Origin of the sequence: Micromonospora sp. DH13, from assembly GCF_020873825.1 — a bacterium.
Classification (GTDB): domain Bacteria; phylum Actinomycetota; class Actinomycetes; order Mycobacteriales; family Micromonosporaceae; genus Micromonospora; species Micromonospora haikouensis.
Genome location: NZ_JAHWGR010000013.1, coordinates 16325 through 38233 on the forward strand (window position 1 = coordinate 16325; position 21909 = coordinate 38233).

Annotated in this window: 23 protein-coding genes and 1 pseudogene; 11 read left to right on the forward strand and 13 right to left on the reverse strand. The window is 71.4% G+C overall.

The annotated features are described in order from the left end of the window. Positions 1-2 precede the first annotated feature (2 nt). Genes LPA42_RS14755 through LPA42_RS14775 form a run of 5 tightly spaced genes read right to left on the reverse strand, consistent with a single transcriptional unit; the run spans position 3 to position 4063 of the window. On the reverse strand, positions 3-1364 hold the full coding sequence (locus LPA42_RS14755; protein ID WP_077935595.1) for a sensor histidine kinase: 1362 nt from the start codon (positions 1362-1364) through the stop codon (positions 3-5). Further along, on the reverse strand, positions 1361-2377 hold the full coding sequence (locus LPA42_RS14760; protein ID WP_077935619.1) for an ATP-binding SpoIIE family protein phosphatase: 1017 nt from the start codon (positions 2375-2377) through the stop codon (positions 1361-1363). Before LPA42_RS14760 ends, LPA42_RS14755 begins: the two co-directional genes overlap by 4 nt. Then, positions 2374-2793, reverse strand: coding sequence for an ATP-binding protein (locus tag LPA42_RS14765; RefSeq protein WP_077935594.1), 420 nt, complete (start codon positions 2791-2793; stop codon positions 2374-2376). The genes LPA42_RS14760 and LPA42_RS14765 overlap by 4 nt, the downstream gene beginning before the upstream one ends. After that, positions 2790-3203, reverse strand: a complete 414-nt coding sequence (locus tag LPA42_RS14770) for an STAS domain-containing protein (protein WP_077935593.1) — start codon at positions 3201-3203, stop codon at positions 2790-2792. Before LPA42_RS14770 ends, LPA42_RS14765 begins: the two co-directional genes overlap by 4 nt. After that, positions 3203-4063 (reverse strand): STAS domain-containing protein, encoded by an 861-nt coding sequence (locus tag LPA42_RS14775; protein WP_077935592.1) that lies wholly within the window; start codon positions 4061-4063, stop codon positions 3203-3205. The genes LPA42_RS14770 and LPA42_RS14775 overlap by 1 nt, the downstream gene beginning before the upstream one ends. A 164-nt stretch (positions 4064-4227) precedes the next feature. Between LPA42_RS14775 and LPA42_RS14780 the strand changes: the two genes are divergently transcribed. Continuing rightward, the gene (locus LPA42_RS14780) at positions 4228-4584 is read left to right on the forward strand and encodes an STAS domain-containing protein (protein ID WP_043961290.1); all 357 of its coding nucleotides are present in this window, start codon (positions 4228-4230) and stop codon (positions 4582-4584) included. 9 nt (positions 4585-4593) lie between these two features. Here the strand turns inward: LPA42_RS14780 and LPA42_RS14785 are convergent, their stop codons facing one another. After that, a complete protein-coding gene (locus tag LPA42_RS14785; RefSeq protein WP_096761552.1) occupies positions 4594-5748 on the reverse strand; it encodes an MFS transporter in 1155 nt (384 codons plus the stop codon). Between the two features lie 263 nt (positions 5749-6011). Here LPA42_RS14785 and LPA42_RS14790 point away from each other — a divergent pair, with 263 nt between their 5' ends. From LPA42_RS14790 to LPA42_RS14805, 4 genes are all read left to right on the forward strand, one after another. After that, entirely contained in the window at positions 6012-6713 is a 702-nt protein-coding gene (locus LPA42_RS14790; protein WP_198956413.1) for a FadR/GntR family transcriptional regulator, read from the forward strand. Positions 6714-6753: 40 nt separating this feature from the next. Beyond that, positions 6754-7227: a large conductance mechanosensitive channel protein MscL gene (mscL, locus tag LPA42_RS14795; protein ID WP_077935590.1), complete on the forward strand. Its 474-nt coding sequence runs from the start codon at positions 6754-6756 to the stop codon at positions 7225-7227. An 81-nt stretch (positions 7228-7308) separates the two neighbouring features. Beyond that, positions 7309-7569 (forward strand): hypothetical protein, encoded by a 261-nt coding sequence (locus tag LPA42_RS14800; RefSeq protein WP_077935589.1) that lies wholly within the window; start codon positions 7309-7311, stop codon positions 7567-7569. Positions 7570-7702: 133 nt separating this feature from the next. Next, the gene (locus tag LPA42_RS14805; protein WP_077935588.1) at positions 7703-8089 is read left to right on the forward strand and encodes a hypothetical protein; all 387 of its coding nucleotides are present in this window, start codon (positions 7703-7705) and stop codon (positions 8087-8089) included. A gap of 168 nt (positions 8090-8257) precedes the next feature. Here LPA42_RS14805 and LPA42_RS14810 read toward each other — a convergent pair whose 3' ends face one another. Continuing rightward, the gene (locus tag LPA42_RS14810) at positions 8258-9628 is read right to left on the reverse strand and encodes a benzoate/H(+) symporter BenE family transporter (protein ID WP_228986627.1); all 1371 of its coding nucleotides are present in this window, start codon (positions 9626-9628) and stop codon (positions 8258-8260) included. A 55-nt stretch (positions 9629-9683) separates the two neighbouring features. Between LPA42_RS14810 and LPA42_RS14815 the strand changes: the two genes are divergently transcribed. From LPA42_RS14815 to eis, 3 genes are all read left to right on the forward strand, one after another. Further along, on the forward strand, positions 9684-10268 hold the full coding sequence (locus tag LPA42_RS14815; protein ID WP_077935580.1) for an XRE family transcriptional regulator: 585 nt from the start codon (positions 9684-9686) through the stop codon (positions 10266-10268). Between the two features lie 134 nt (positions 10269-10402). After that, positions 10403-11125, forward strand: a complete 723-nt coding sequence (locus LPA42_RS14820; RefSeq protein WP_043961285.1) for a PP2C family serine/threonine-protein phosphatase — start codon at positions 10403-10405, stop codon at positions 11123-11125. Continuing rightward, complete coding sequence (gene eis, locus LPA42_RS14825) at positions 11122-12312, forward strand: enhanced intracellular survival protein Eis (protein WP_077935579.1); 1191 nt, start codon at positions 11122-11124, stop codon at positions 12310-12312. Before LPA42_RS14820 ends, eis begins: the two co-directional genes overlap by 4 nt. A 65-nt stretch (positions 12313-12377) precedes the next feature. Here the strand turns inward: eis and LPA42_RS14830 are convergent, their stop codons facing one another. Next, positions 12378-12569 (reverse strand): tyrosine-type recombinase/integrase, encoded by a 192-nt coding sequence (locus LPA42_RS14830; protein WP_096761550.1) that lies wholly within the window; start codon positions 12567-12569, stop codon positions 12378-12380. Positions 12570-12656: 87 nt separating this feature from the next. Next, positions 12657-13439, reverse strand: a pseudogene (locus LPA42_RS14835) (transposase family protein). 311 nt (positions 13440-13750) lie between these two features. On the opposite strand from LPA42_RS14835, the gene LPA42_RS14840 reads away from it, so the two are divergent. Next, positions 13751-16630, forward strand: a complete 2880-nt coding sequence (locus LPA42_RS14840; protein WP_077935577.1) for an NACHT domain-containing NTPase — start codon at positions 13751-13753, stop codon at positions 16628-16630. Between the two features lie 104 nt (positions 16631-16734). Continuing rightward, complete coding sequence (locus tag LPA42_RS14845; protein WP_077935576.1) at positions 16735-17481, forward strand: ZIP family metal transporter; 747 nt, start codon at positions 16735-16737, stop codon at positions 17479-17481. Positions 17482-17493: 12 nt separating this feature from the next. Here LPA42_RS14845 and LPA42_RS14850 read toward each other — a convergent pair whose 3' ends face one another. Both LPA42_RS14850 and LPA42_RS14855 read right to left on the reverse strand, forming a co-directional pair. Continuing rightward, entirely contained in the window at positions 17494-17799 is a 306-nt protein-coding gene (locus LPA42_RS14850) for a hypothetical protein (RefSeq protein ID WP_077935575.1), read from the reverse strand. A 27-nt stretch (positions 17800-17826) separates the two neighbouring features. Further along, complete coding sequence (locus LPA42_RS14855) at positions 17827-18858, reverse strand: P1 family peptidase (protein WP_077935587.1); 1032 nt, start codon at positions 18856-18858, stop codon at positions 17827-17829. A 74-nt stretch (positions 18859-18932) separates the two neighbouring features. Here LPA42_RS14855 and LPA42_RS14865 point away from each other — a divergent pair, with 74 nt between their 5' ends. Beyond that, the gene (locus LPA42_RS14865) at positions 18933-19970 is read left to right on the forward strand and encodes a LacI family DNA-binding transcriptional regulator (protein ID WP_077935574.1); all 1038 of its coding nucleotides are present in this window, start codon (positions 18933-18935) and stop codon (positions 19968-19970) included. On the opposite strand, the gene LPA42_RS14870 is transcribed toward LPA42_RS14865, so the two are convergent. Both LPA42_RS14870 and LPA42_RS14875 read right to left on the reverse strand, forming a co-directional pair. After that, positions 19949-20824, reverse strand: a complete 876-nt coding sequence (locus LPA42_RS14870; RefSeq protein ID WP_077935573.1) for a siderophore-interacting protein — start codon at positions 20822-20824, stop codon at positions 19949-19951. The two genes, LPA42_RS14865 and LPA42_RS14870, sit on opposite strands and share 22 nt — an antisense overlap. Beyond that, positions 20821-21870, reverse strand: a complete 1050-nt coding sequence (locus LPA42_RS14875; RefSeq protein WP_077935572.1) for an iron-siderophore ABC transporter substrate-binding protein — start codon at positions 21868-21870, stop codon at positions 20821-20823. Before LPA42_RS14875 ends, LPA42_RS14870 begins: the two co-directional genes overlap by 4 nt. Between the last annotated feature and the right edge of the window lie 39 nt (positions 21871-21909).

Below are 21909 nucleotides of genomic sequence, written 5' to 3' on the forward strand. Positions count from 1 at the left end.
CGTCACGCTCCGCCCACGGGCAGGACGACGGTGAAGGTGCTCCCCCGCCCCGGCTCGCTGGTCAGCTCCAGGGCCCCGCCGAGCAGGTGCGTCACCCGCCGGGCGTACGGCAGGCCGAGGCCGGTGCCGCCGATGCGGGTGCTCCCCGGCACCTGGTAGAACTCCTCGAAGATCCGCTCGTGCAGCTCCGGGGCGATGCCCGCCCCGGTGTCGGAGACGGACAGCCGCCACCGCCCGTCGCGGATCTCGGCGCGCAGCCGGACCTCGCCCCGCTCGGTGAACTTGAGCCCGTTGTGCAGCAGGTTGCGCAGCACCTGGGCGAGCAGCACCTCGTCGGAGCGGACCGTGCCGGGCAGCGGCGGGTCCTCCACCACCAGCTCGACGCCCGGCTTGGTGGACAGCGCCCGCAGGGTGCCGCGCAGTTGACCGAAGATGGCCCGCAGGTCGACCTCGGTCCAGGTCGGCTCCAGCCGCCCGGACTCCGCCTTGGCGAGGTCGAGCAGGTCGTTGACCAGGCCGAGCAGGTCGGTGGCGGAGTCCCGGATCAGCCCCACCTGGCGGGCCTGCTCAGCGGTGATCGGGTCGGACGCCGAGTCGGCCAGCAGCCGGCTCAGCCCGATGATCGCGGTCACCGGGGCGCGCAGCTCGTGGCTGACGTTGGCCAGGAACCGGCTCTTGGACTCGCTGGCGGTGCGCAGCTGAGCCGACTTCTCGTCCAGCTCGGCGTAGAGGGCCACCACGCCCCGGTTGGTCTCCTCCAGCTCCTCGGTGAGCTGGTTGTAGAGCGCCATCACGCCCCGGTTGGTCTCCTGGAGCTCCTCGTTGAGCACGGCCAGCTCGTCGCGCTGACTGCGCACCTCGTCCAGGGCGGCGATGAGCTGCTCGTTCTGGAGGGCCAACTCGTCGAGGGCGCTGGCCGGAGCGGAGCTGCCGAGCTCGGCGCGCAGCTCGGCGAGGCGCTCCGGGGTCAGCGCCTGCGCGTTGGCCGGGACACGTCGGGACATCCTCACGACCGTATCGCCCTCCCGGCCCACTACGCCCAGCATGTCCACGAGGCGTGCCACCGCGCCGGACTGCGGCTCGTACCGGCCGTCGGGCAGCGGACGCACCGGGGCCAGGTCCACCCGCAGGTGGACCGGGCCCTGCACCTCGACCACGGCGGCGAAGGTGACGTCGGCCCCGCCGCAGAGACGCAGCAGGTCCCGGGCCACCTCGCTGAGCGCGGTGGCGAGGCGGACCTGGTCCTGGTGTTCCAGCCCGACCGCCTCGGCGACCTCCCGGCCCCGCTGCCGGATCAGGAAGATGTCGTGCTCGACCCGCAGCGCCAGCTGGAGCAGCAACGGGCCGCCGGCCGGGCCCGTCACCAGGGCGCCCTCGCGACGAGTACGCACGCGTCGTCCCGCCGCACCCCGGCGTCGCGCAGCACCGTCGCGGCCAGCACCAGCGGGGCGCGCCCAGCCAGGCTGGGATAGTCGTCGAGCTGCCAGCGGTCCGCCACCCCGTCACTGTGCATCACCAGCGACGCCCCGGCGGGGAAGGCGTACTCGTACTCGCGGACGACGGGTCGCTGGTGGCCGGCGATGCCGGGCAGGGAGACGAGCCCGCGCCGCCGCTCGCCCTCGGCGAGCACGGCCGCCGCGATGTTGCCCAGCCCGGCGTACCGCAGCAGGTGGGCCTGCCCGTCCAGCTCGGCGACGGCCAGCGCGGCCCCCCGGGTGTGCGTCATCGCGCGGTGCAGGTGCTGCACCACGGCGGCCGGCGCGGCGGCCGGCGCGGACCGGAACGCGGCGAGTGCCGCGTCGGTCGCGGACGCGGCCAGGGGCCCGTGCCCGAGCCCGTCGCAGACCAGCACCTGGTGCCGGCCTTCGGCGACGCGGACGGCGTACCCGTCGCCGCTGACCGCCTCGCCGGTCAGCGGCCGGGTCAGCGCCCCGGCCCAGGACTGCGCCGGGGCGGGGCCCTTCGGCCAGATCTGCACGGCGAGCACGGTGCCCCGGCCGGGGAGGGAGTAGCCGTCGAACCAGTCCGCCTGGCGCATGATGGCGCCGAGGCCGATGCCGAGCGTGCCGGCGGTGGAGTGGCCGTCGCGGGAGGAGACCGTGAGGTCGGCCATGCCGGGCCCGGAGTCGATGGCGACGAGTTCCACGCCCGCCCGGTCGCCGGCGCGCACGGGGCGCAGCAGCAGCACCCCGTCGTCGGCGTGCTTGACCAGGTTGCTGGTCAGCTCGGCGGCGACGATGGCCAGGTCGGCGGTGCGGGCGTCGCCGATGCCGAGCTGCCCGCCCAGCCGCTCGGCGGCCCGCCGGACCGAGCTGGCCGCGCTGCCGCTCTCGACCCGGAACCACAGGCCGTGGTCGGACACGGCGTCGTAGGTCATCGGGACCACTTGGTGACCGTGATCCGGGTGCCCCGCCCCGGGCCGGTGTCGATGTCGAACTCGTCGACGAGGCGGCGGGCGCCGCTGAGGCCGAGCCCGAGGCCGCCGCCGGTGGTGTAGCCGTCGGTGAGGGCCAGGTCCAGGTCGGCGATGCCGGGGCCCTCGTCGGCGAAGACGATCCGCACCCCGCGCCGCCGGCCGTTGTCCACGGTGGACACCTCTGCGGTGCCGCCCCCGCCGTAGACCAGGGTGTTGCGGGCCAGCTCGCTGGCGGCGGTGACCAGCTTCGTCTGGTCGACCAGGGAGAGCCGGACGGCCACCGCCACCGTACGCACCAACTGGCGGACCCGCACCACGTCCTCGTCGCTGCGGATCGCCTGGGCCTGCGGGTCGCCCAGGTCGACGCCCGCGGTCACCTCGTGTCCGTGGACTGGTCGCCGGGCTCGTCGAGGTCGTCGTAGCCGTAGTCGTCGTCGCGGGTCGCCGCGATCAGCTCCATGCCCCGTTCCACGTTGAGGGCGGTGCGGATGCCGTTGAGCGACAGTCCCAGCTCGACCAGGGTGATGGCGACGGCGGGACGCATCCCGACCACCACCGTCTCGGCGTCGAGCACCTTGGAGATGGAGGCGATGGTGGAGAGCATCCGGCCGACGAACGAGTCGACGATGTCCAGCGCCGTGATGTCGATGATCACGCCGTGGCAGCCGGTGGCGACGATCCGCTCGGCCAGGTCCTCCTGGAGCTGCACCGCCGTCTGGTCGGACATGTCGACCTGGATCGAGACGAGCAGGATGTCGCCGATCTTCAGGACCGGCACGCGCTCCATCAGGACTCCCGGCGCGGCTGGCGGCGCGCCGTCTCCACGCCCGTCAGCCGCAGCACGTGTCGCAGCGCGTCGGCGAGGCTGGCCTTGGTGGCGATGTCGCCGAACTCGATGCCGAGAGCGACGATGGTCTGGGCGATCTGCGGCCGGATGCCGGAGATGATGCAGTCGGCGCCCATCAGCCGGGCGGCCACCACGGTCTTGAGGATGTGCTGGGCGACCTGGGTGTCGACCGCCGGCACGCCGGTGATGTCGATGATCGCGTACGGCGAGCCGGTGTCGACGAGGGTCTGCAGCAGTCGCTCCATCACCACCTGGGCGCGGGCGGAGTCGAGCGTGCCGACCAGCGGGACGGCGACCACGCCCTCCCAGATCTTGACGACCGGGGTGGAGAGTTCGAGCAGTTGCTCGGCCTGGTCGGCGATCAGGCTCTCCCGGGTGCGCACGAAGCTCTCGAAGGTGAACAGCCCCATCTGGTCGACCAGGGAGGAGAAGGCCACGTAGTCGCGCAGCGCCGTGGTGGTGGCGTCGGCCTCCAGCAGCTCCAGCAGGACGTCCTTGAGGGCGTACACGCTGATCGCCGTCTCGGTGGCGGTGAAGCCCTGCCGGGCCCGGCCCCGGGACAGCTCGGCCAGCACGGCGCGCAGTTCGCCGGCCGACTCGGACTCCAGGTCGAACCCGCCGCCGCGGGCGGCCTCGATGACGGCCCGGTGCAGCTCCTGCACCTGGCGACGCAGCTCCGCCTGGCTGAGCCGGCCGCGCAGCGAGGCGCCCACCAGCTCCGTCCAGCGCTGGATGGTCCGTTCGGCGTGCTCGTCGAGCAGACCGGCCAGCCGACCGCTTTCCTCCGCGCTCAACGCCACGGGTTCCTCCCTCTGAGCTGGGTCGGCCGGACTCTACCACCGGGTAGTACGAAACTACTTGTCCCACGGCAACGACATGACGACCGGCACCCTGGCGCTCCCGGCTCTGCGCCGAACCGCCCTCGTGGGATACGGTTCCACCGATACCAGCAGGAGGTCGGCGAATGTCCTTGACGGTGCAGACGGAACAGCGCGGCGACGTGGTCGTCGTGTCGGTCGCGGGCGAGCTGGACATGGCGACGGCTCCGCAGCTCCAGGACCAGATCACGGACCTGCTGGACAAGGGCCGCAGCCGCCTCGTGTTCGACCTGGCGGAGGTCTCGTTCTGCGACTCGACCGGGCTGTCGGTGTTCGTGCGTGCCAAGAACAGCTGCGACGAGGCCGGCGGCGTGGTCCGGCTGGCCGCCCCGCAGCGCGGGGTGCTGCGCATCCTGGAGGTCAGCGGGCTCGTCGAGGTGCTGCACACCTACCCGACGGTGGAGCAGGCCGTCGCGGGCGACCCCACGCCGGCCTCCTCCTGACCGTCCCGCTCAGCGCTCGTCCTCGACGAAGCGGGGGCGGGCGATGACCAGGCCCGCGCCCGTCTGCACGGCGAGGGCGACGAGCAGGAACCCGATCGGCGCGGTCCACCCGCCGGTCGCCTCGTAGAGAACGCCGACCAGCAGCGGCCCGAGCGCCGCGATCACGTACCCGGTGCTCTGCGCGAACGCCGACAGCGCCACCGTCCCCTCCGCCGTGCGGGCGCGCAGCCCGATGGTGGTGAGGATCAGCGGGAACGCGCCCTGGCCGAGAGCGAGCAGGGCCACCCAGAGCAGCGCGCCGTCGTGCGGCGCGAGCGCCAGGCCCAGGTAGGACGCGGCCGAGAAGGCGGTCAGCCCGAACACCAGCGGGCGCAGCGTCCGCAGCCGGCCGGCGAGCGTCGGCATCAGCAGCGCCACCGGCACGCCGAGCGCGGTCACCCCGGCCAGCAGCAGCCCGGCCGTCTCCGGACGGAAGCCGGCGTCGCGGAAGAGCTGGGCCAGCCAGCCCATGATCGCGTACCCGCTCAGCGACTGCGCGCCGAAGTAGACCGCCATCGCCCAGCCGAGCCGCGTCCGCGCCGGCCGCACCCGGGCCGGGGCGGCGACGGCCACCGCGCCGGTGGCGGCCCGCCGCGCGGCGCGGGCCCGCAGCGCCAGCGGCACCCACGGGAGTACGGCCAGCGCGGCCAGCCCGGCCCAGACTCCGATCCCGGCCCGCCAGGACCCGAAGGCGTGCGCCACCGGCACCGCCGACGCGGCGGCCACCGTCGTGCCCGTCGTCAACGCCATCGTGTACGCCCCGGTGACCAGGCCGGTGCGGTGCGGGAAGTGCTGCTTCACCAGCATCGGCAGCAGGATGTTCGCCACCGCGATGCCGGCCAGCGCGAGCGCGCTGGTGGCCACGAAGAACAGCGCGGAGTCGGTGACCACGCGCAGCACCTGCCCGACGGCGAGGGCCGTCATGGCGACCACGAGCACCCGGGCCGGGGCGTACCGCCGGACCAGCCAGGGGGTGAGCGCGCCGAGCCCGGCGAAGGCGATCGTCGGCAGGGTGGTGACGAGCCCTGCCATCGCCCCGGAGAGCCCGAGGCCGGTGCGGACCTCGCCGAGCAGCGCGCCGAGGCTGGTCACGGCGGCGCGCAGGTTGAGGGCGACCAGCAGCATCCCGACCAGGACCAGCAGCCCGCCGGTCACGGGCCGCCCGGTCTTCTCGGCCTCGACCTTCTCGGTCCCGGTCCTCTCGGCCCCGATCTTCTTGGCCTCGGTCTTTTCGACGAGGGTGGGAGCGGGGGCCGGGGCGCGCGCCACGTCGACGGTCGGGCGGGTTCGGGCGGTCCCGGTGGCGGGTTCCGCGACGGCGGTCGGTGGCGGGGTCATGGCCTTCAACCTACAATCATGGGATGAATCCTGGGCAGGTGATGTAACCAGTGCCACCGTCGGTTGATTCCGCACTGCCGCCCGGGTCCCCGCCCCCGCCGCCCCGGGGCCAGCGCGTCCGGCAGACGATCGAGCAGCTCCGGGCCCGCATCCTCGGCGGCGAGTGGCCGGTGGGTGGCCGCATCCCCACCGAGCCGCAGCTCGTCGCCGCCCTCGGCGTGGGGCGCAACACCGTCCGGGAGGCCGTCCGCGCCCTCGTGCACGCCGGGGTGCTGGAGTGCCGGCAGGGCTCCGGGACGTACGTGGTGTCGACCGACGAGCTGGCCCCCGTGGTGGCCCGCCGACTCACCGACGACCGGATGACCGAGGTCGTCGAGGTGCGCCGCGCCTTCGAGGTGGAGGCGGCGCGGCTGGCCGCGCTGCGGCGTACCCCGGAGGACCTGGCCGCCCTCGACGGCGCGCTCGCCGCCCGGGAGGCCGCCTGGCGCGCGGGCCGGGTCGACGAGTTCGTCGAGGCCGACGCGGCACTGCACACGGCGGTGGTGAACGCCGCCCACAACGGCATGCTCGCCGAGCTGTACGCGTCGGTCGGCACGGCGCTGCGCAGCACGATCAGCCAGGCGACGGGCGACGCGCTGGAGCCCGAGCGGTACGTCGACCACGCCCGGCTGGTGGACGCGATCCGCCTCGGCGACCCGACCTTGGCGGCCCGGGAGGCTGGTGCTTTCCTGGAGCCCTCCCCGGGGGAATAGGTTGCCCGGGACACCGAACCGGACACCACGGGAGTAACGGATGCTCAAGGGCTTCAAAGACTTCATCATGCGCGGCAACGTCGTCGACCTCGCGGTCGGCGTCGTCATCGGCGCGGCGTTCACGGGCGTGGTCACCCAGTTGACCAAGTCGTTCCTGGACCCGCTGATCCGCGTCCTCGTGCTGCTGATCACCGGCAGCGACAAGGGCCTCGCCGGCACGGCCCCGGAGTTCCGGGGCATCGCCTTCGACTGGATCGCCTTCGTCAACGCGGTGATCACCTTCCTGCTCACCGCGGCGGCGCTCTACTTCCTGGTCGTCTACCCGATGAACAGGCTGGCCGAGCGGCGCAAGCGCGGCGAGGAGCCGCCGCCGGCCGCCCCCAGCGAGGAGGTCAAGCTGCTCACCGAGATCCGGGACGCGCTGGTGGCCGCCGGCCACACCACCCCGGGCCAGCAGCGGGGCGCCCTGGACGACGTGCTCGGCCGCAACCCGGAGCCCCCGGCCGCGCGCTGACGCACACCGACGCACACCGGCCCTCACGGGATTCCCGTGGGGGCCGGACCTTGTCGTACACATGTTCGATAGAGTCCCGCCATGGAGCAGCGGAAGCACTGGTGGAACGGCAAGTGGGGGCGGCTCGCGCGGCGGGACGTCTTCCTCCGGGTGGACGGCGACCGGTGGCACGTCGAGCAGCGCGCCGGGGGCGCGGAGGGCGTCTCCCAGTTCTACGAGTACCCGAACGCGGAGGAGGCCGAGGAGACCGTCCGCGCGCTGCTCGCCGGGGCGGACGGGTGGCGCGAGCTGTCCCCCCGGCCGCCGGGCTCGTGGCTGCCGACCCCGGACATCCGCGCCTGACCGGGACGGTGTTCGAGGTTCGGCGCGGCGTTCGGTCGGGCCTGACCGGGCGGTGTTCGGGTTCGGCGCGGCATCTGATCGGGCCTGACCGGCGCGGCGTTTAGTCGGGTGGCGGGGCGGGAACCGCCTCGGGATGGAGCAGCAGGGGACGGATCAGCAGGCGGCCATCTCCCGCGTCACCACCGGGATGCCCGTGGTCGACGTGACCGGCGCCGAGGTCGGCACCGTGGACCTCGTCCAGCGGGGCGACCCGAACGCGGTGACCGTGCAGGCGCCGACCGCCGCCCCGACCGCCGACCCGGGCGGCAGCCTCGACGAGTTGATCGAATCCGCGGCGGCCGAGGAGCCGGACGTCCCGGCCGACCTGGCCGCCCGCCTGCTGCGCACCGGCTACCTGAAGGTCTCCACCGACCAGGCCCCGACCGGCGCGGTCTACGTGCTAGCCGACCAGATCGCCGCCGTCGCCGACGGCCGGGTACGCCTCGACGTCCTCGCGACGAGCCTGCCCGCCGAGGAGTGACCCCGGCGGGCCTTGATCGACGCGGGCCTTGATCGAGGCGAGCCCCTTGGTCGACTCCGGCCTCTTCATCGACGCGGGGCCTCTTGATCGACTTGATCGACTCCATGTCGGCGACATCGCGGTATCCCGGGGCGAGTTTCCCCGCCATGTCGCCGACATGGAGTCGATCTAGCGCCCCGCCCGCCCAACCGACGCCCGCCCAACCGACGCCCGCCCAGCCGACGCCGGCTCGACGGGCTCGACAGGCGCGGCCGGCGCGACGGGTTCAGCCTGCTCGACGGACGCAGCGGGCTCGACAGGCGCGACGGACGCGGCCGGCTCAGCCGGCGGAACCGGCTCGACCGGCGGAACCGGCTGGGTCGGCTGGGCCGGCTGAGCGTGGTCGCTCTCGTGGCGGCGGCGCAGGAGGAGCAGCATCAGCCAGCCGGCGACCAGCCCCCAGAACGCGCCCCCGACGCCGAGCAGGCTCACCCCGGAGGCCGTGACGACGAGGGTCACCACGGCCGCCTCCCGGGTCGCCGGGTCGGCGACGGCCGCCGCCACCGCGCCGGCCAGCGCAGCGAGCAGCGCGAGCCCCGCCACGGCCTCGATGAGCACCGGCGGGGAGAGCAGCACGAGGGCGGTGGCGACGCCCGCGCCCAGGCCGAGCAGGGCCAGCCCGACCCCCGCCGTGACCGAGGCGACCCAGCGACGCTCCGGGTCCGGGTGGGCGTCGGGGCCAGCGGCCAGCGCGGCGGTGATCGCGGCGAGGTTGACCGCGTGCCCGCCGACCGGCGCGCCGATGGCGCTGGCCAGGCCGGTGACCCGCAGCGCGGAGCCGAGCGGGGGACGGTAGCCGTACCCGGTGAGCACCGCCATCCCGGGGACGTTCTGCGCGGCCATGGTGACCAGGAACAGCGGCAGCGCCAGCCCGATCACCGCCGGCACCGTCCACTCGGGCGCGGTGAGGACGAACACCGGCCGCAGGCCGTGCGCGCCGACGCCGCCGGGCGTGGTCACCGCGATGGCGACCGCCGCCGCGACGAGCGCGGCGGGCACCGCCCAGCGCCGGGCGAAGCGGTGCAGGACGAGCCAGGTGACGACCACCGGCGCGGCCAGCCTCGGCACCTCGACCAGGGCGCGGACGGGCGCGGTGCACAGCGGCAGCAGCACCCCGGCCAGCATCGCGGCGGCGATCGGGCCGGGGATCGCGGCCACCGCCCGGCCGAGCGCCGGGAACAGCCCGGCGGCGACGATCAGCGCCCCGCAGACGACGAACGCGCCGACGGCGGCCGGCCAGCCGCCGGGGACCGGGCCGGTGGCCACCAGCAGCGCCGCCCCGGGGGTGGACCAGGCGATGGCCATCGGCAGCCGGTGCCGCAGCCCCAGCCACACCGCGCAGAGGCCGGACGCGACGCTGACGGCGAGCAGCCCGGAGGCGGCCTGCCGTTCGTCGGCGCCGACGGCGCGCAGCCCGGCGAGCACGACGGTGAACGAACTGGCGAAGCCGACGAGCGCGGTCACCACTCCGGCGAGCACGGGTTGCAGCAGGCCGGCCACGTCTCCCCCTTCGCCGTTCCGTTTACGGAACGCTGGCGTGTAGCACGATAGCGGGATGGAGTCGCCGACACCAACCCCGCAAGCGGCCCGGGAGCAGCCAGCCCGGGAGCAGGCAGCCACGGACGCCGGCACGGTCGGTGCCCGGGTACGTGCCCTGCGCGAGGAGCGCGGGCTGTCACTGTCCACCCTGGCCCGGCTCGCCGGGGTGGGCAAGGCCACCCTCTCCGGCCTGGAGAACGGCACCCGCAACCCCACCCTGGAGACGCTCTACGCCGTGACCGCCCAGCTCGGGGTGCCGCTGACCGCGGCGCTCTCCGGGCCGGCGGCGACCCCCACGGTGCGCGGGGCGGCGGTGAGCGCGACCCTGCTTGAAGTGTTCACCGAGGCCGGGGCGACGTACGAGCTGTACCGGATGCGGGTCGCCCCCGGCGTCGGGCAGCTCTCCCCCGCGCACCAGCCCGGGGTCACCGAGCACGTCACCGTCTTCGCCGGGCAGCTCCGCGCCGGGCCGGTGGACGCCCCGCTGACCGCCGGGCCCAGCGGCCACCTGCGCTGGACGTCGGACGTGCCGCACGGCTACGCCGCGATCGGCGACGAGGAGGTGTGGGCGAGCCTGCTGCTGCGCTACCCCCGCCGCTGACCGGTCGACCGTTCGGGCCGGTCGACCGTTCGGGCCGCCGGCCGGTCGGCCACCCGCGCCGACACAAGATTCTTTTCGGGCCGACCCCGGAGTGCGTAGAGACGCCGGGCGGGTCTTCTTGGCAAGCTTGTCGTATGACGCTGATCCTCCGCTCGGCCATCCTCAACGACGTCGGCCTCGTGCGGACCAACAACGAGGATTCCGCCCTCGCCGGTGACCGCCTCGTCGCCGTCGCCGACGGGATGGGTGGCCTTCCGGCTGGTGAGGTGGCGAGCGAGATCGTCATCCGCATCCTCGACGAGTTGGACCCGCCCACCACCACCGAGGGGGCCGCCGACGCGCTGCGGGCCGTGGTGAGCACCGCCAACCAGCGGATCCGGGCCGCCATCTCCGTCGACCCCGCGCGCGAGGGCATGGGTACGACGCTGACGGCCGGCCTGCTCGCCGGGGACGTCCTGGTCCTCGCGCAGGTCGGGGACTCCCGCTGTTATCTGCTGCGGGACAACGAGCTGACCCAGCTCACCCGCGACGACACGTTCGTGCAGGCGCTCGTCGACCAGGGCGCCCTCTCCCCGGACCAGGCGCGGCACCACCCGCAGCGGTCGCTGGTGACCCGAGCCGTGCAGGGCGCCGACACGCCCCCGGCGGTCGGCACGCTCACCGTCTTCGCCGGCGACCGGCTGCTGCTGTGCAGCGACGGGCTCTCCGACTACGTGGACGACGCGGCGATCGCCGCCGCCCTCGCCATGTACGGCGACCGTCAGCAGTGCGGCGAGCAGCTCGTGAAGCTCGCCCACCAGGCCGGCGCGCCGGACAACGTCACCGTCGTCGTCTCCGACGTCACGGCGCTCTCATGACCATCCGGCGGTTGACCAACTCCGAGCGGCCGGCCACCTCCTTCCCGCTCCAGGCGTACGCCTTCGAGGCGTCCCCGATGCGGGCCGAGCGGGCCGAGGAGTTCCGCAGCTACCTGCCCTACCACGAGGCCACCCGCACCCTCGTCGCCGAGGAGGGCGGCGAGACGCTGGCCACCGCGTCGGCCATCCCGATGCGGCAGAACCTGCGCGGGGCGGTGCTGCCGATGGCCGGCGTCGCCGGGGTCGCCACCCACCCGCTGGCGCGGCGGCGCGGGCACGTCCGGGAACTGCTGCGCCAGCTCCTCGACGAGATGCGCGACGAGGGGCACCCGCTCACCGCGCTGTACCCGTTCCGCGCCTCGTTCTACGAGCGCTTCGGGTACGTCGGCCTGCCCCGGGCGCGTACGGCCGTCTTCGCCCCGGCCGACCTGGCCGCGCTGCTGCGCGCGGACCTGCCCGGCGAGCTGGCCTGGGGCCGCAGCGGCGCCGGGTACGCCGACCACCGCGCCTTCACCGAGCGCTGCCTGGCCGAACGGCACGGGTTCGCGATCTTCCCCGAGACCCGGGCGGTGCGGCAGCGCGACGACGACGACCGGTGGCAGCTCACCGCCCGCGTCGACGGCGAGACGGTCGGCGTGCTGACGTACCGGATCGACGACCACGGCGGCGAGCTGGCCGGCGACGACCTGCTGGTCGCCGACCCGTACGCCCGGGCCCTGATCCTGCAGTTCCTCGCCCGGCACGTCGACCAGGTGGAGCGGATCCGCCTGCGGATCGCGGCGGACGAGCTGCCCGAGCTGTGGCTGACCGACCTGGCCGTGCACGTCGAGGCGCAGGTCGCCCGGCCGGGTTCGTCCGCGCCGATGGCCCGGCTGCTCGCGCTCGACGCGCTGGCCGGTCTCCCGGCCGGGCCGGGCCGGGTCCGGGTGGAGCTGACCGGGGACCGGTGGCTCGCCGGCACCCACCTGCTCGACGGCGCGACCGGCCGCCTGGAACTGTCCGGCGACGCCACCGGGTCCGTGCCGGCCGCGACGCTCACGGCGGCCGGGCTCTCCGCCCTGGCGTACGGGGTGCTGGACCCGGCGGAGGTCGACGTCCGGGGCCTGGGGCGGGTGCCGGCGGACGCCGCCGCCGAGCTGCGCCGCCTCTTCCCCCGCCGTTGGCCATACCTCTTCGCGGACTTCTGACCCCGACACCCGCTTTGATCAGGCGCAACGTGTTCCGGGAGGCCGCGCAGGGCGTCGCTAGGGCGTCAGGGCTCTCGGGGCGTCCCGAAGAGGCCGTCGATCGCGTTCCGGGTGCGCTCCTCGCTGGCCGGCATCAGGTGCGTGCACACCCGGAGCGTGAAGCCGGGATCGGCGTGCCCGAGGTACGAGGCGACCGCCTTGATGCTCTCCCCCGCGTCGAGCAGCGCGGAGGCGTAGAAGTGCCGTAGCGCGTACATCCCCGTCGAACTAGACGACAGGACGCCTGTGGCTTTACCCCCGTACCGTAAGCCACCGCTTACACCATCCAGCTCATAGAGCCCTTTTCATCCTGCGTAGCGGTCGGTTTCGGTGTGGTGCAGGACGAGGAGGGCCTGCACGATCGTGGTGGTGCGGCGTGGGCAGCAGCGCAGCTTGGCCAGGATCTTCCAGGTCTTTAGTGTGGCGATGGCGCGTTCGCCACGAGCACGGATCCGCGTGTGCGCCCGGTTGACCGTCTTCTGCCGGCGTGACAGCTTCGGCCGGAAACGGCGCCGCTTGAACGGCGTACGCACGCTGCCTCGGGCGCCTTGGTAGCCCTTGTCGGCGAAGGTCATCACGTCCGCGCTGGTCAGTGCATCGATGATGCCGTGGGTGCGGGCGGTGGTGAGGTCGTGGGTCGAGCCTGGCAGTGCCGGTGAGGCCCACACTGGCCGGCCGGCCGGATCGGCGATGACCTGCACGTTCATCCCGTGGCGCTTGTGCTTGCCGGAGTAGTGGGGCTTCTGGTCCGCTACCCGGTCGATCGGGATCAGGGTGCCGTCCAGGATCGCTTACGCCAGGCGTCGAATGCGCCGCATCGCGGTGGCCAGTTCCTCAGCCGCTGCGGCGAGCAGCATGATTGCTTCCTGCACGTAGCGCCAGGCGGTGGCGACACCGACGGCGAATCCGGCCGCGAGGCGGGTGTAGGTGTCGCCGTTGCGCAGGTGGGCCAGGGCGAGTAGCGCCTGTCGCCCAGGGACGAGGCGTCGCCACCGGGAGCGATGCTGGCTGTGGTGCGCTCGGATGCGGTCGGCGAGGTGGTTCAGGGTGCGGCTGGACAGCGGGATCGTAGAGGGGTAAGACAGCACAGGCGAGGCTCCCGGTCGGGGCATCGGATCTTGGTCGACTGCTGTCTTACCTGGAGCCTCGCCCTCATCGATCTCCGGGTCTGCCGCACCCCCTCCGACCTGCAAGATTAGCTTGGAAAAGACTCATACATGTCCGCCAAGCCGCAAGAATGGAGCAAAACGGGCTTGATGAACAAGCTACCAAGCCCTGCTAGGCGCCCTCAGTAGATCGTTGAATCGTCAACAGAGCGCCCACCAGCAACGACCACATCTCCGCCACCTCGCTCCGGTGAGTTAAGCTCCCAGGGTCAGCACTATTTCCCAGGAGCTACATGAGCCTCACAGCGATGAGCGTCATAAGCGACATCCTAGCTAAGGCTGCAGCCAAAACCTTCGTCGCGCTTGGCCGCAATGTCATTGCGCGCAACAAGAACGAGCAGATCAGTGACGCGGCCTTTGCGATGCTCGCCACCACTTACACAGGACAGTTCATCGAAGACCTGAACGATGAACAGATGAGTGGTTTCAAGAACTTCGTTGAGTCCCCTCAGTTCGAACAGCTTGTTCAACAGGCTATGATTGCCGCCCTAGCAAGCCGTTCACATGAAGTTGGAAGCGACTTGCGCGACCAGATAAGGCATGCACTTAGGCATCGCGCACCATTCCCGGATCTAAAGCTCTTTCAGGCAACGGACGTCGCCCTTGTGTTAGTTCGGACTGCAGTTGAGGCAGCCAGGCAAGCCGCATCACCCGGCACGCTTGACAGCGCACAAGCCGTCACGATGGCCGCCCTTGTTGCCGCTTCCGGTGCTCGCAATAGCGAGCTACTCTCACGCATTGAATCTCTAAGGGAGATCGAAAAATTCGCACGCAACTTGCGGAACTCCGCTCAGACAAGCACAGATAAGCTTCGCTTAGCACATAGCGCACAGAAGCTACAGGTTAAGCATTCCCAATTATATGTAAACCCGAAGATAGTTCCCGCCACGGAGACACTCGGCACCCAGTCCACCAGGATTCATGCACGGAATGAGCCCCATGAAAACGAGGGTGCGAACTCCCTCACCGTCGCCGACCTATTGAGCGATTCTTTGCGGCGAGTGATCCTCGGAGATCCCGGGGCCGGGAAATCCACGCTAACGGCAAAGCTGGTGCAAGATCTCGCCACCGACAGGATTCCCGGCTTGAGTGGCCAGGTTCCGATTTTGCTTACCGTACGCTCACATACCCATTCCCTCAGAACGGACCATCACACGCTACTCCATTACCTGGAAGCGTCATGTCGCAATCCGCATAATCTCATACCCCCGCGAGATGGGCTAGAGTATTTGCTGCTAAACGGACGCGCAACCGTCATCATAGATGGGGTGGATGAGCTGGGAGAGGCCAGCTTCCGGATGACATTCACGCAACTCGTAGAAAGCTTCGCGCGTCATTACCCGCTCACGCGAGTAATAGTAACATCTCGCATCATCGGATATGCGGATGCCCGCTTGGATCCGGACCTCTTTCCAGTCGCCACGATCGCTCCTTTTAGTCAATCTCAGATCCTCCACTACGCTTCCAGGTGGTTTCGGCTAGATTCGACGCTTTCAACTGAGGAGCGAAGCGAGCTTACGCGATCCTTTTTCCAAGAGAGCAGTGCAGCTGGAGACTTGCGCTCAAATCCCCTTCTCCTCTCACTCCTTTGCAGCCTTTACGCGTCTGCGGGCTTCATACCGCGCAATAAACCCGAAATATACGAGAAGTGCGCTGAGCTGCTATTCGAGACCTGGGACCGTTCGCGCGGCATGGCCCCGACGCGGCGGTACAGCGCGCACATCAAGCCGGCAATACAAAGACTGGCCTGGCTCATTCTCACTGATGCCAAACATCGGCAAGCGTTACCCCGTAGTGAACTAGTCGACTTCTTGGTCGAATACATGCAGACTAAGCGATTCGAGGATGCTGATGAGGCCCGACAAGCGGCAGAGGACTTCCTGCGTTTTTGCGCGGGACGCGCTTGGGTCCTTACTGACACGGGATCCGATGCACTACAACCTCACTACGGATTTGTGCACCGAACGTTCTTAGAGTACTTTGCCGCCACTCAATTGGTGAAGCGTGACCCCAGTCCGGAAACGGTATGGAGCCAACTTGAGGCAAAAATCGCCGACCCCAGTTGGCACGTCGTGTCGCAACTGTGCATCCAGTTGGTGGACAGGCAGGTGGAAGAGGGATCTGAGAGGGTTCTCCAGCAACTTATCTCGACTGCAGACTCCAGCAACGATATTAGGAAGAAGTCGCTCCTTCTATCTTTTGCTGCCCAGAGCCTGAACTTTGTCGCTCCCGACAATCGCACACTTCGTCGACTCGTTAGCAAGTGCGTACAGCTTTCTTGTGCCGCCACTCTCCAGCAGCGGCAGACAACCTCCGACAGACCGTACGTTACAGGAAACGTGCTGCCGGGCAACGACAGTTTCATCCTCCATGATGCGCCGCTAGAAATGCTTTGTAGAGTAGGTTCTTCCGACAACACCGCGCGCGTAGCAAGCTGTGTTGCGGAATACGTTTACCAAACTGCACTCGAAGAGCATCAGTCGCCAGCCGGCCTGACCCACTTCTTTCTGTCGCACACCAACACATTCGCGTCGGAATCGGAAGTTTCCTCAATCATCTCGGATGAGCTGAGCAAGCGAGCAATCCCTCCAAGCGCCAAGCTTTGGAGGCGACTCGTTCTACAGCCGAGCCCGGATGACTTAAGGGCAAACGGCATGAACCTTCTCTATCACTTGACGTTGTTCGGAAATCGCGCAACGCCGTCCGTGATGAATACCTTGCTAGCTGCACTATTCAACGCAGAAGAGCAGAGCTCTCCCCACCTTGACTTGATCGAGTGGCCCGCCTATCTAGACGATATCTACGACGAGGCAGTCCAACAACATAGGTCCACTAATGCCAACAAACCCTCTGTGCTTCAAAACCGTCAACGCGTGCGCCTCGAAATCTCTCGGCTGATGCAAATCACGCCCCGCGCAAGAGGCTCGCTCCTACTACTACTGCTACCCATTGCAGAGTCGACAGTTATTGTCTCTGACAACCTTCCAGAGCTGCAACTGTTCCCCGCGCGGATTTCTTCGCATGCAAGGGGTACGGCGCTGCCCGTTCTAAGCTCTCTCTCATTGCCAGCGGAGGCGAATGATCTGCTGGTGGAGTGGTTTCAGGAAGATTAGCAACAAGACTTTTCTCCAAGCTGTTCCGCAGTGAGCCGGTCTCGTCCTCACGACGGACTTCCGACCCTGTTTCGCGCCCCGGGGGCGCGGGTAACGTCCTGCGGGTGCCGGAGTGGTCGCAAGCGGGTGGTTGGGGGCTGCTGGCCGGGTCGGCGCTGCTGCTCGGGGCGGCGCTGGGCTGGTTCGTGCCCGTCCCGCGCCGGGTCATCGCGTCGATCATGGCCTTCGGGGCCGGGGTGCTGCTCTCCGCCGTCTCCTTCGAGCTGATCGCCGAGGCGCACGAGCAGGGCGGGCTGTTGCCCACCGCGGTCGGGGCGGCCGGCGGCGCGCTCGCGTACACGGGGGCGAACGTCCTGCTGGCCCGGCGGGGCGCGCGGCACCGCAAGCGCTCCGGGGCGCAGCCGTCGGAGCAGGAGGCGCCCGGTTCCGGGTCGGCGATCGCGGTGGGCGCGCTGCTCGACGGGATCCCCGAGTCGGTGGTGATCGGCGCGAGCCTGCTCACCGGCGGCCCGGTCAGCCTGGTCACGGTCGTCGCGGTCTTCCTCAGCAACGTGCCGGAGGGCCTGTCCAGCGCGGCCGGGATGCGCCGGGCCGGCCGGAGCAGCCGGTACGTCTTCGCCCTGTGGGCCGGGATCGCGCTGGTCAGCGGTCTCGCGGCGCTCGCCGGCTACACGCTGTTGGGCGGTGCGTCGCCGGAGGTGCTGGCCTCGATCACCGCCCTGGCGGCCGGCGCGATCCTCGCGATGATCACCGACACCATGGTCCCCGAGGCGTTCGAGGACGCCCACCTGCTGGTCGGCCTGATCACGGTCGCCGGCTTCCTGACCGCCTTCGCGCTCTCCCACGCCTGAGCCCGCGGGATGTCAGGGGCGGGGGGAGGTGCGTACCCAGCTCTGCCGCTGCCGGCGGTCCCGGCTGCCGCCGGTGGCGGCCAGGCAGCGCGGGCAGACGTGACCCACGGTGTCGGCCTCGGTGAGCACGTCGGTCGAGGAGTAGTCGAAGCGGACGTGCGGGAAGCGGCGCAGCCTGGTCCGACTCAGGGGCAGCCCGCACAGGGTCTGGTTCTGCCCGGGCAGCCAGGCGTGCACCTCGCCGCCGGGCCGGCGCACCCCGTCGGGGCCGGTCTCCTCGCTCGACGCCGCCACCGCCGGGGCGCTGCTGATCCGCATGCCCCCAGGTTCCCCACCCGTCGCGAACTATCCCGCCGCGACCCCGGCCGTTGCGACGGGTGCCCGCCGCGGGGTGTCGACGCTGGCGAGGACGGCGTCCCAGGCCAGTTCGGCGGCGACCGTGCCCAGCCGGAGCGACGGGGAGGGCACCGTCACCTCGTCGGTCGTCAGGGCGAACAGGGTGTCGCCGTCGGCGATGGTGTGGAAGGGCTGGATCGCCCGGTGCATGGAGCTGTGCACCTGGGTGGCGAACTGGGCGAGCTCGGTGTCGGTCATCCGGACGTTGGTGACCACGGCGGTCAGGGTGGTGTTGCCGCCGGCCGGCGCGGGGTCCGGCGTGGCTGCCGCGAGCAGCTCGGCGTAGTCCTCGGCCGGGTGGCGACGCCGGCCGGTCGCCGGGTCGAGGTTGCCCCGCACGATGCCGCCGTCCCGGTCGACGATCACGCCCATCGCGTTCACCACCGTCAGCACCAGCAGCCGGGCCGCGCCGATGCGGGTGAAGGCCGCACCCTGCCCGCCCCACTCGGCGCGGGCGTTGTCGACCTTGCCGACGGTCGCGCCGACCCCGGCACCGACCCTGCCCACGGCCACCCCGTCGGTGCGTACCGCGCGCAGTCCGTCGGCGCCGAGCTGGGCATCCGGATAGACGGCGTTGTCCCGGGGGGTGAAGTCGTAGACGACGGCCCCGGACACCACCGGCAGGCTGCCGAAGTCGGTCGCGTAGCCGGCGCGGCGGAGCAGTTCGTCGTAGACACCGGAGGCCGCGGCGAGACCGAAGCTCGACCCGCCGGCGAAGCACAACGCATGGTGGTACGGGAACCCGCCGCTGACCCCGACGGCCCCGCCCCGCCTGTCCACGGCCGTACGCGCGCCGCCGGGGATGCTGAGCACGGTGACGCCGGTCGGCCCGTCGGGATACTCGGCGGTGCCGATCCCGACGCCGGGCAGGTCGAACTCGACCCAACCGTCGCCGGCCGCGCCGAGTACGGCGGGTCGCTGCCGGTGGTCGTTGCCGACGGGCGACGTCGTACGCGGCGGGGCGGGATGGTGCTCGGACATGAGGGTCACCGTCTTCCGTGGGGGGTGTGGTGGTGCCGTGTCCCGGCCGGTGCCCGGTTCCCTAGACTGGGCTGATGCCCCGTCCGGTCACGCTGCACGACGTCGCGCGCCGGGCGGGAGTCGGCAAGTCCACGGTTTCCAATGTGCTGTCGCGTTCCGGCCGGGTCTCCGAGGCGACCCGGGAGCGGGTCCGCGCGGCGATGGCGGAGCTGGGTTACGTCCCCAACCGCGCGGCCCGGCAGTTGCGGGGTGGCCGCACCGGCATCATCGGGGTCTACGTTCCCGGCGTGCCGTCCACTTCGGAGTTCTACATGCGGTTCGTCTTCGGCATCATGGAGCGCGCCGCCGCCCGCGACCGGGACGTCACCATCCTGACCGCCTCCGAGCATCGGTCGCCGCGGGCGCTCGACGGGGTGATCGTCGCCGACCCGCACCAGGACGACGAGTTCGTGGCGGTCCTGATGCAGGGCGGCATGCCGGTCGTGTGCTTCGAACGCCCCCCGGACGGCATGTGCCCGGAGGTGGTGCTCTGGGCGGACCACCACCGGGCGCTCACCGGGCTGCTGGACCGGATGGCCGCCGCCGGTGCCCGGCGTCCCGCCCTGGTGGTGCCGCCGGAGACCGGCGACTGGGCGGCCCAGCTCGCGGCGGGATACCGCGACTGGTGCGCCCGGCACGGCGTCGCCACCGTGGTGGCGCAGCACCCGTGGGTGCCCTCGCCGGCGGAGGTGTCCCGGGCGGTCGCACAGGTGCTCGCCCAGCCGGGGGTGGACGCCCTGGTGTGCGCCTCGGTGGACACCGCTCCGCTGGCCGTGCAGGTGCTGCACCGGCTCGGCCGCCAGGTCGGGCGGGACGTCCTGCTGGCGAGCGCCACCGAGTCGAGCGCCCTGCGGCTGGGACAACCGCCGATCACCGCGCTCGACCTGTCGCCGTTGGACGCCGGACGCCGCTGCGCCGACCTGCTCGACGAACTGATCGGTGGCGGCCCGGGTGGGGTCTACGAGCACCCGGTCCACCTGTGGTGGCGGGACTCCACCCGGGGGTCGGAGCCGGTCACCGGGTCATCCGTTCCAGTGCCTCCTCCATCCGGTCACCGGCCTCCACCGGGTTGAGCCCGGCCGCGAGGGCGTCCTGGTAGACCTGGTCGAGGAGGGGGACGGAAGCGGGCGTAGCGGTGTTCCCAGTCGGCCGCGTCGGTGCGCCAGTAGCCCACGCAGACGGCGCGATCGCGGGGCAGGCGGTGCACGGTACGCAGCACGGACCGGGCCTGGCGGCACTCGCCGGCCTCCCCCGCGACCCAGACGTAGCCGGGGCCGTCGGGCAGGGTCGTCTCCCGCAGCCGGTCGACGAGGCTACCCGGGCCGTGGCCGTTGCCCACCCCGACCCGTACGTCGATCTGCACCGCGGGATCGTCAGCGGCGGCGCTGAACAGGTCCCGGGCGTCGGCCATGTCCGGCAGGTCCACCAGCACCCGCACCGGGACGCCGGGCGTCCGTTCCGCGACGATGCGGGTGGCGGCCGGCAGCCCGGCCAGGTCGGTTGCCAGCACGAGCCACCGGGTGTCCGTCGGTGGGCGGAACCAGGCGCGGCAGCGCCACAGCAGGAGACCGGCGCCGGTTTCGGCCCGGCGTGCCCAGGACGTGGCGGGGCCGTGGTCGTGCAGGGCGAAGTCGACGGTCAGCCGCGTCGCGACCGGGTCGACGGCCCGGATGGAGTAGTTGCGGCCGGTCGGCGGGTGCGGCTCGTCGTGGTAGCCCCACACCTCGCCGCGCAGGGTCATCGGCGGCGGGGCCGGCTCGCCGGGGCGGGGGAAGTAGAGCGTCACCGACTCGTCCGGCACGCCCAGGGCGGGGAAGCGGGCCAGGTCGGGGCCGCCGAGGACGACCCGCTGCAGGTGCGGGGTCAGTCGCCGGGTCTCGTGCACGGTGGCGGTCCAGAAGCCGGGCCGGGTGAGCGTGTCGGTCATTTCGCGCTGTACTCCGAGTCGGTGGCGGGGTCGCCGTCGGCGGCGGCGGCGAGCGCGGGGACGATCCTGTCGAGCACGTACGGCAGGCTCAGCACGGAGGAGAACGCCAGCGCGCCGTTGGCCTCGGTGCCGAGGAAGACCTCGCGGCGTTGGGTGTGCACGTCGAGCCGGGTGTAGAGCGGGTCGCCGAGCAGGGTGGCCACGCCGGGGTCGGTGGCCGCCTCGGACCAGACGGCGACGTCCACGTCCGTCAGGTCGAACCGTTCGCGGCTGATCGTGGCGGACTGGTTGGCGTTGTCGGTGAGCGTGGTGACCTCGGGTGACATGGTCAGGCCGAGGTCGAGCAGGACCTTCGAGGCGGTGGTCTCGGGGCTGAACACGTAATACTGGCCTTCGTACGTGGAGGCGAACACGGTGCGGGCGCCCTTGAGGCGGGGCTGCGCCCCGGCGACGGAGGCGATCCGCTTCTCCAGGTCGGCGACGAGCGTCTCGGCCTCGGCGCTGCGGCCGGTGATCTGCCCGGCGGCCCGGGTCATCTGCTGCCACGTCACCGCCCAGCTGCCGTCCCCCGCCGGCTGGGCGACGGTGGGGGCGATCTTCGCGAGCAGGTCGTATTCCTGGCGGGACATGCCGGAGGAGAGCCCGACGATGACGTCGGGGCGCAGCGCGGCGATCTGTTCGTAGTCGAGTTCGGCGCGGGCCAGCACCTCCGGCCTGGCCTCGCCGAGCCGCTCCCGGGCCCACGGCCAGGTCGCGTTCGGCATGTTGCCGTACCAGTCGCGGATCGCGACGGGCACCTCGCCGAGGGCGAGGAAGTAGTCCTGCTCCTTGAGGCCCACCACCACGATCCGCTCGGGCTTGGCGGCGATGGTGGTCGTGCCGAAGGCGTGGGTGAGCGTGGTGGGGAAGGCGGCGCTGGACGATCCGGACGCCGTGTCGGCCGGGCCCGCCTCGCCTGCGGCGCAACCGCTGGCCACCAGCGTGACGAGCAACAGTGCGGCGGCGGTCAGGAGTGTGCTCAGCCGGCGTGGGCGGGTGTGTGACATGGCATTCGATCCTCTGAGGGGCGGCGAAACGAGATTCCC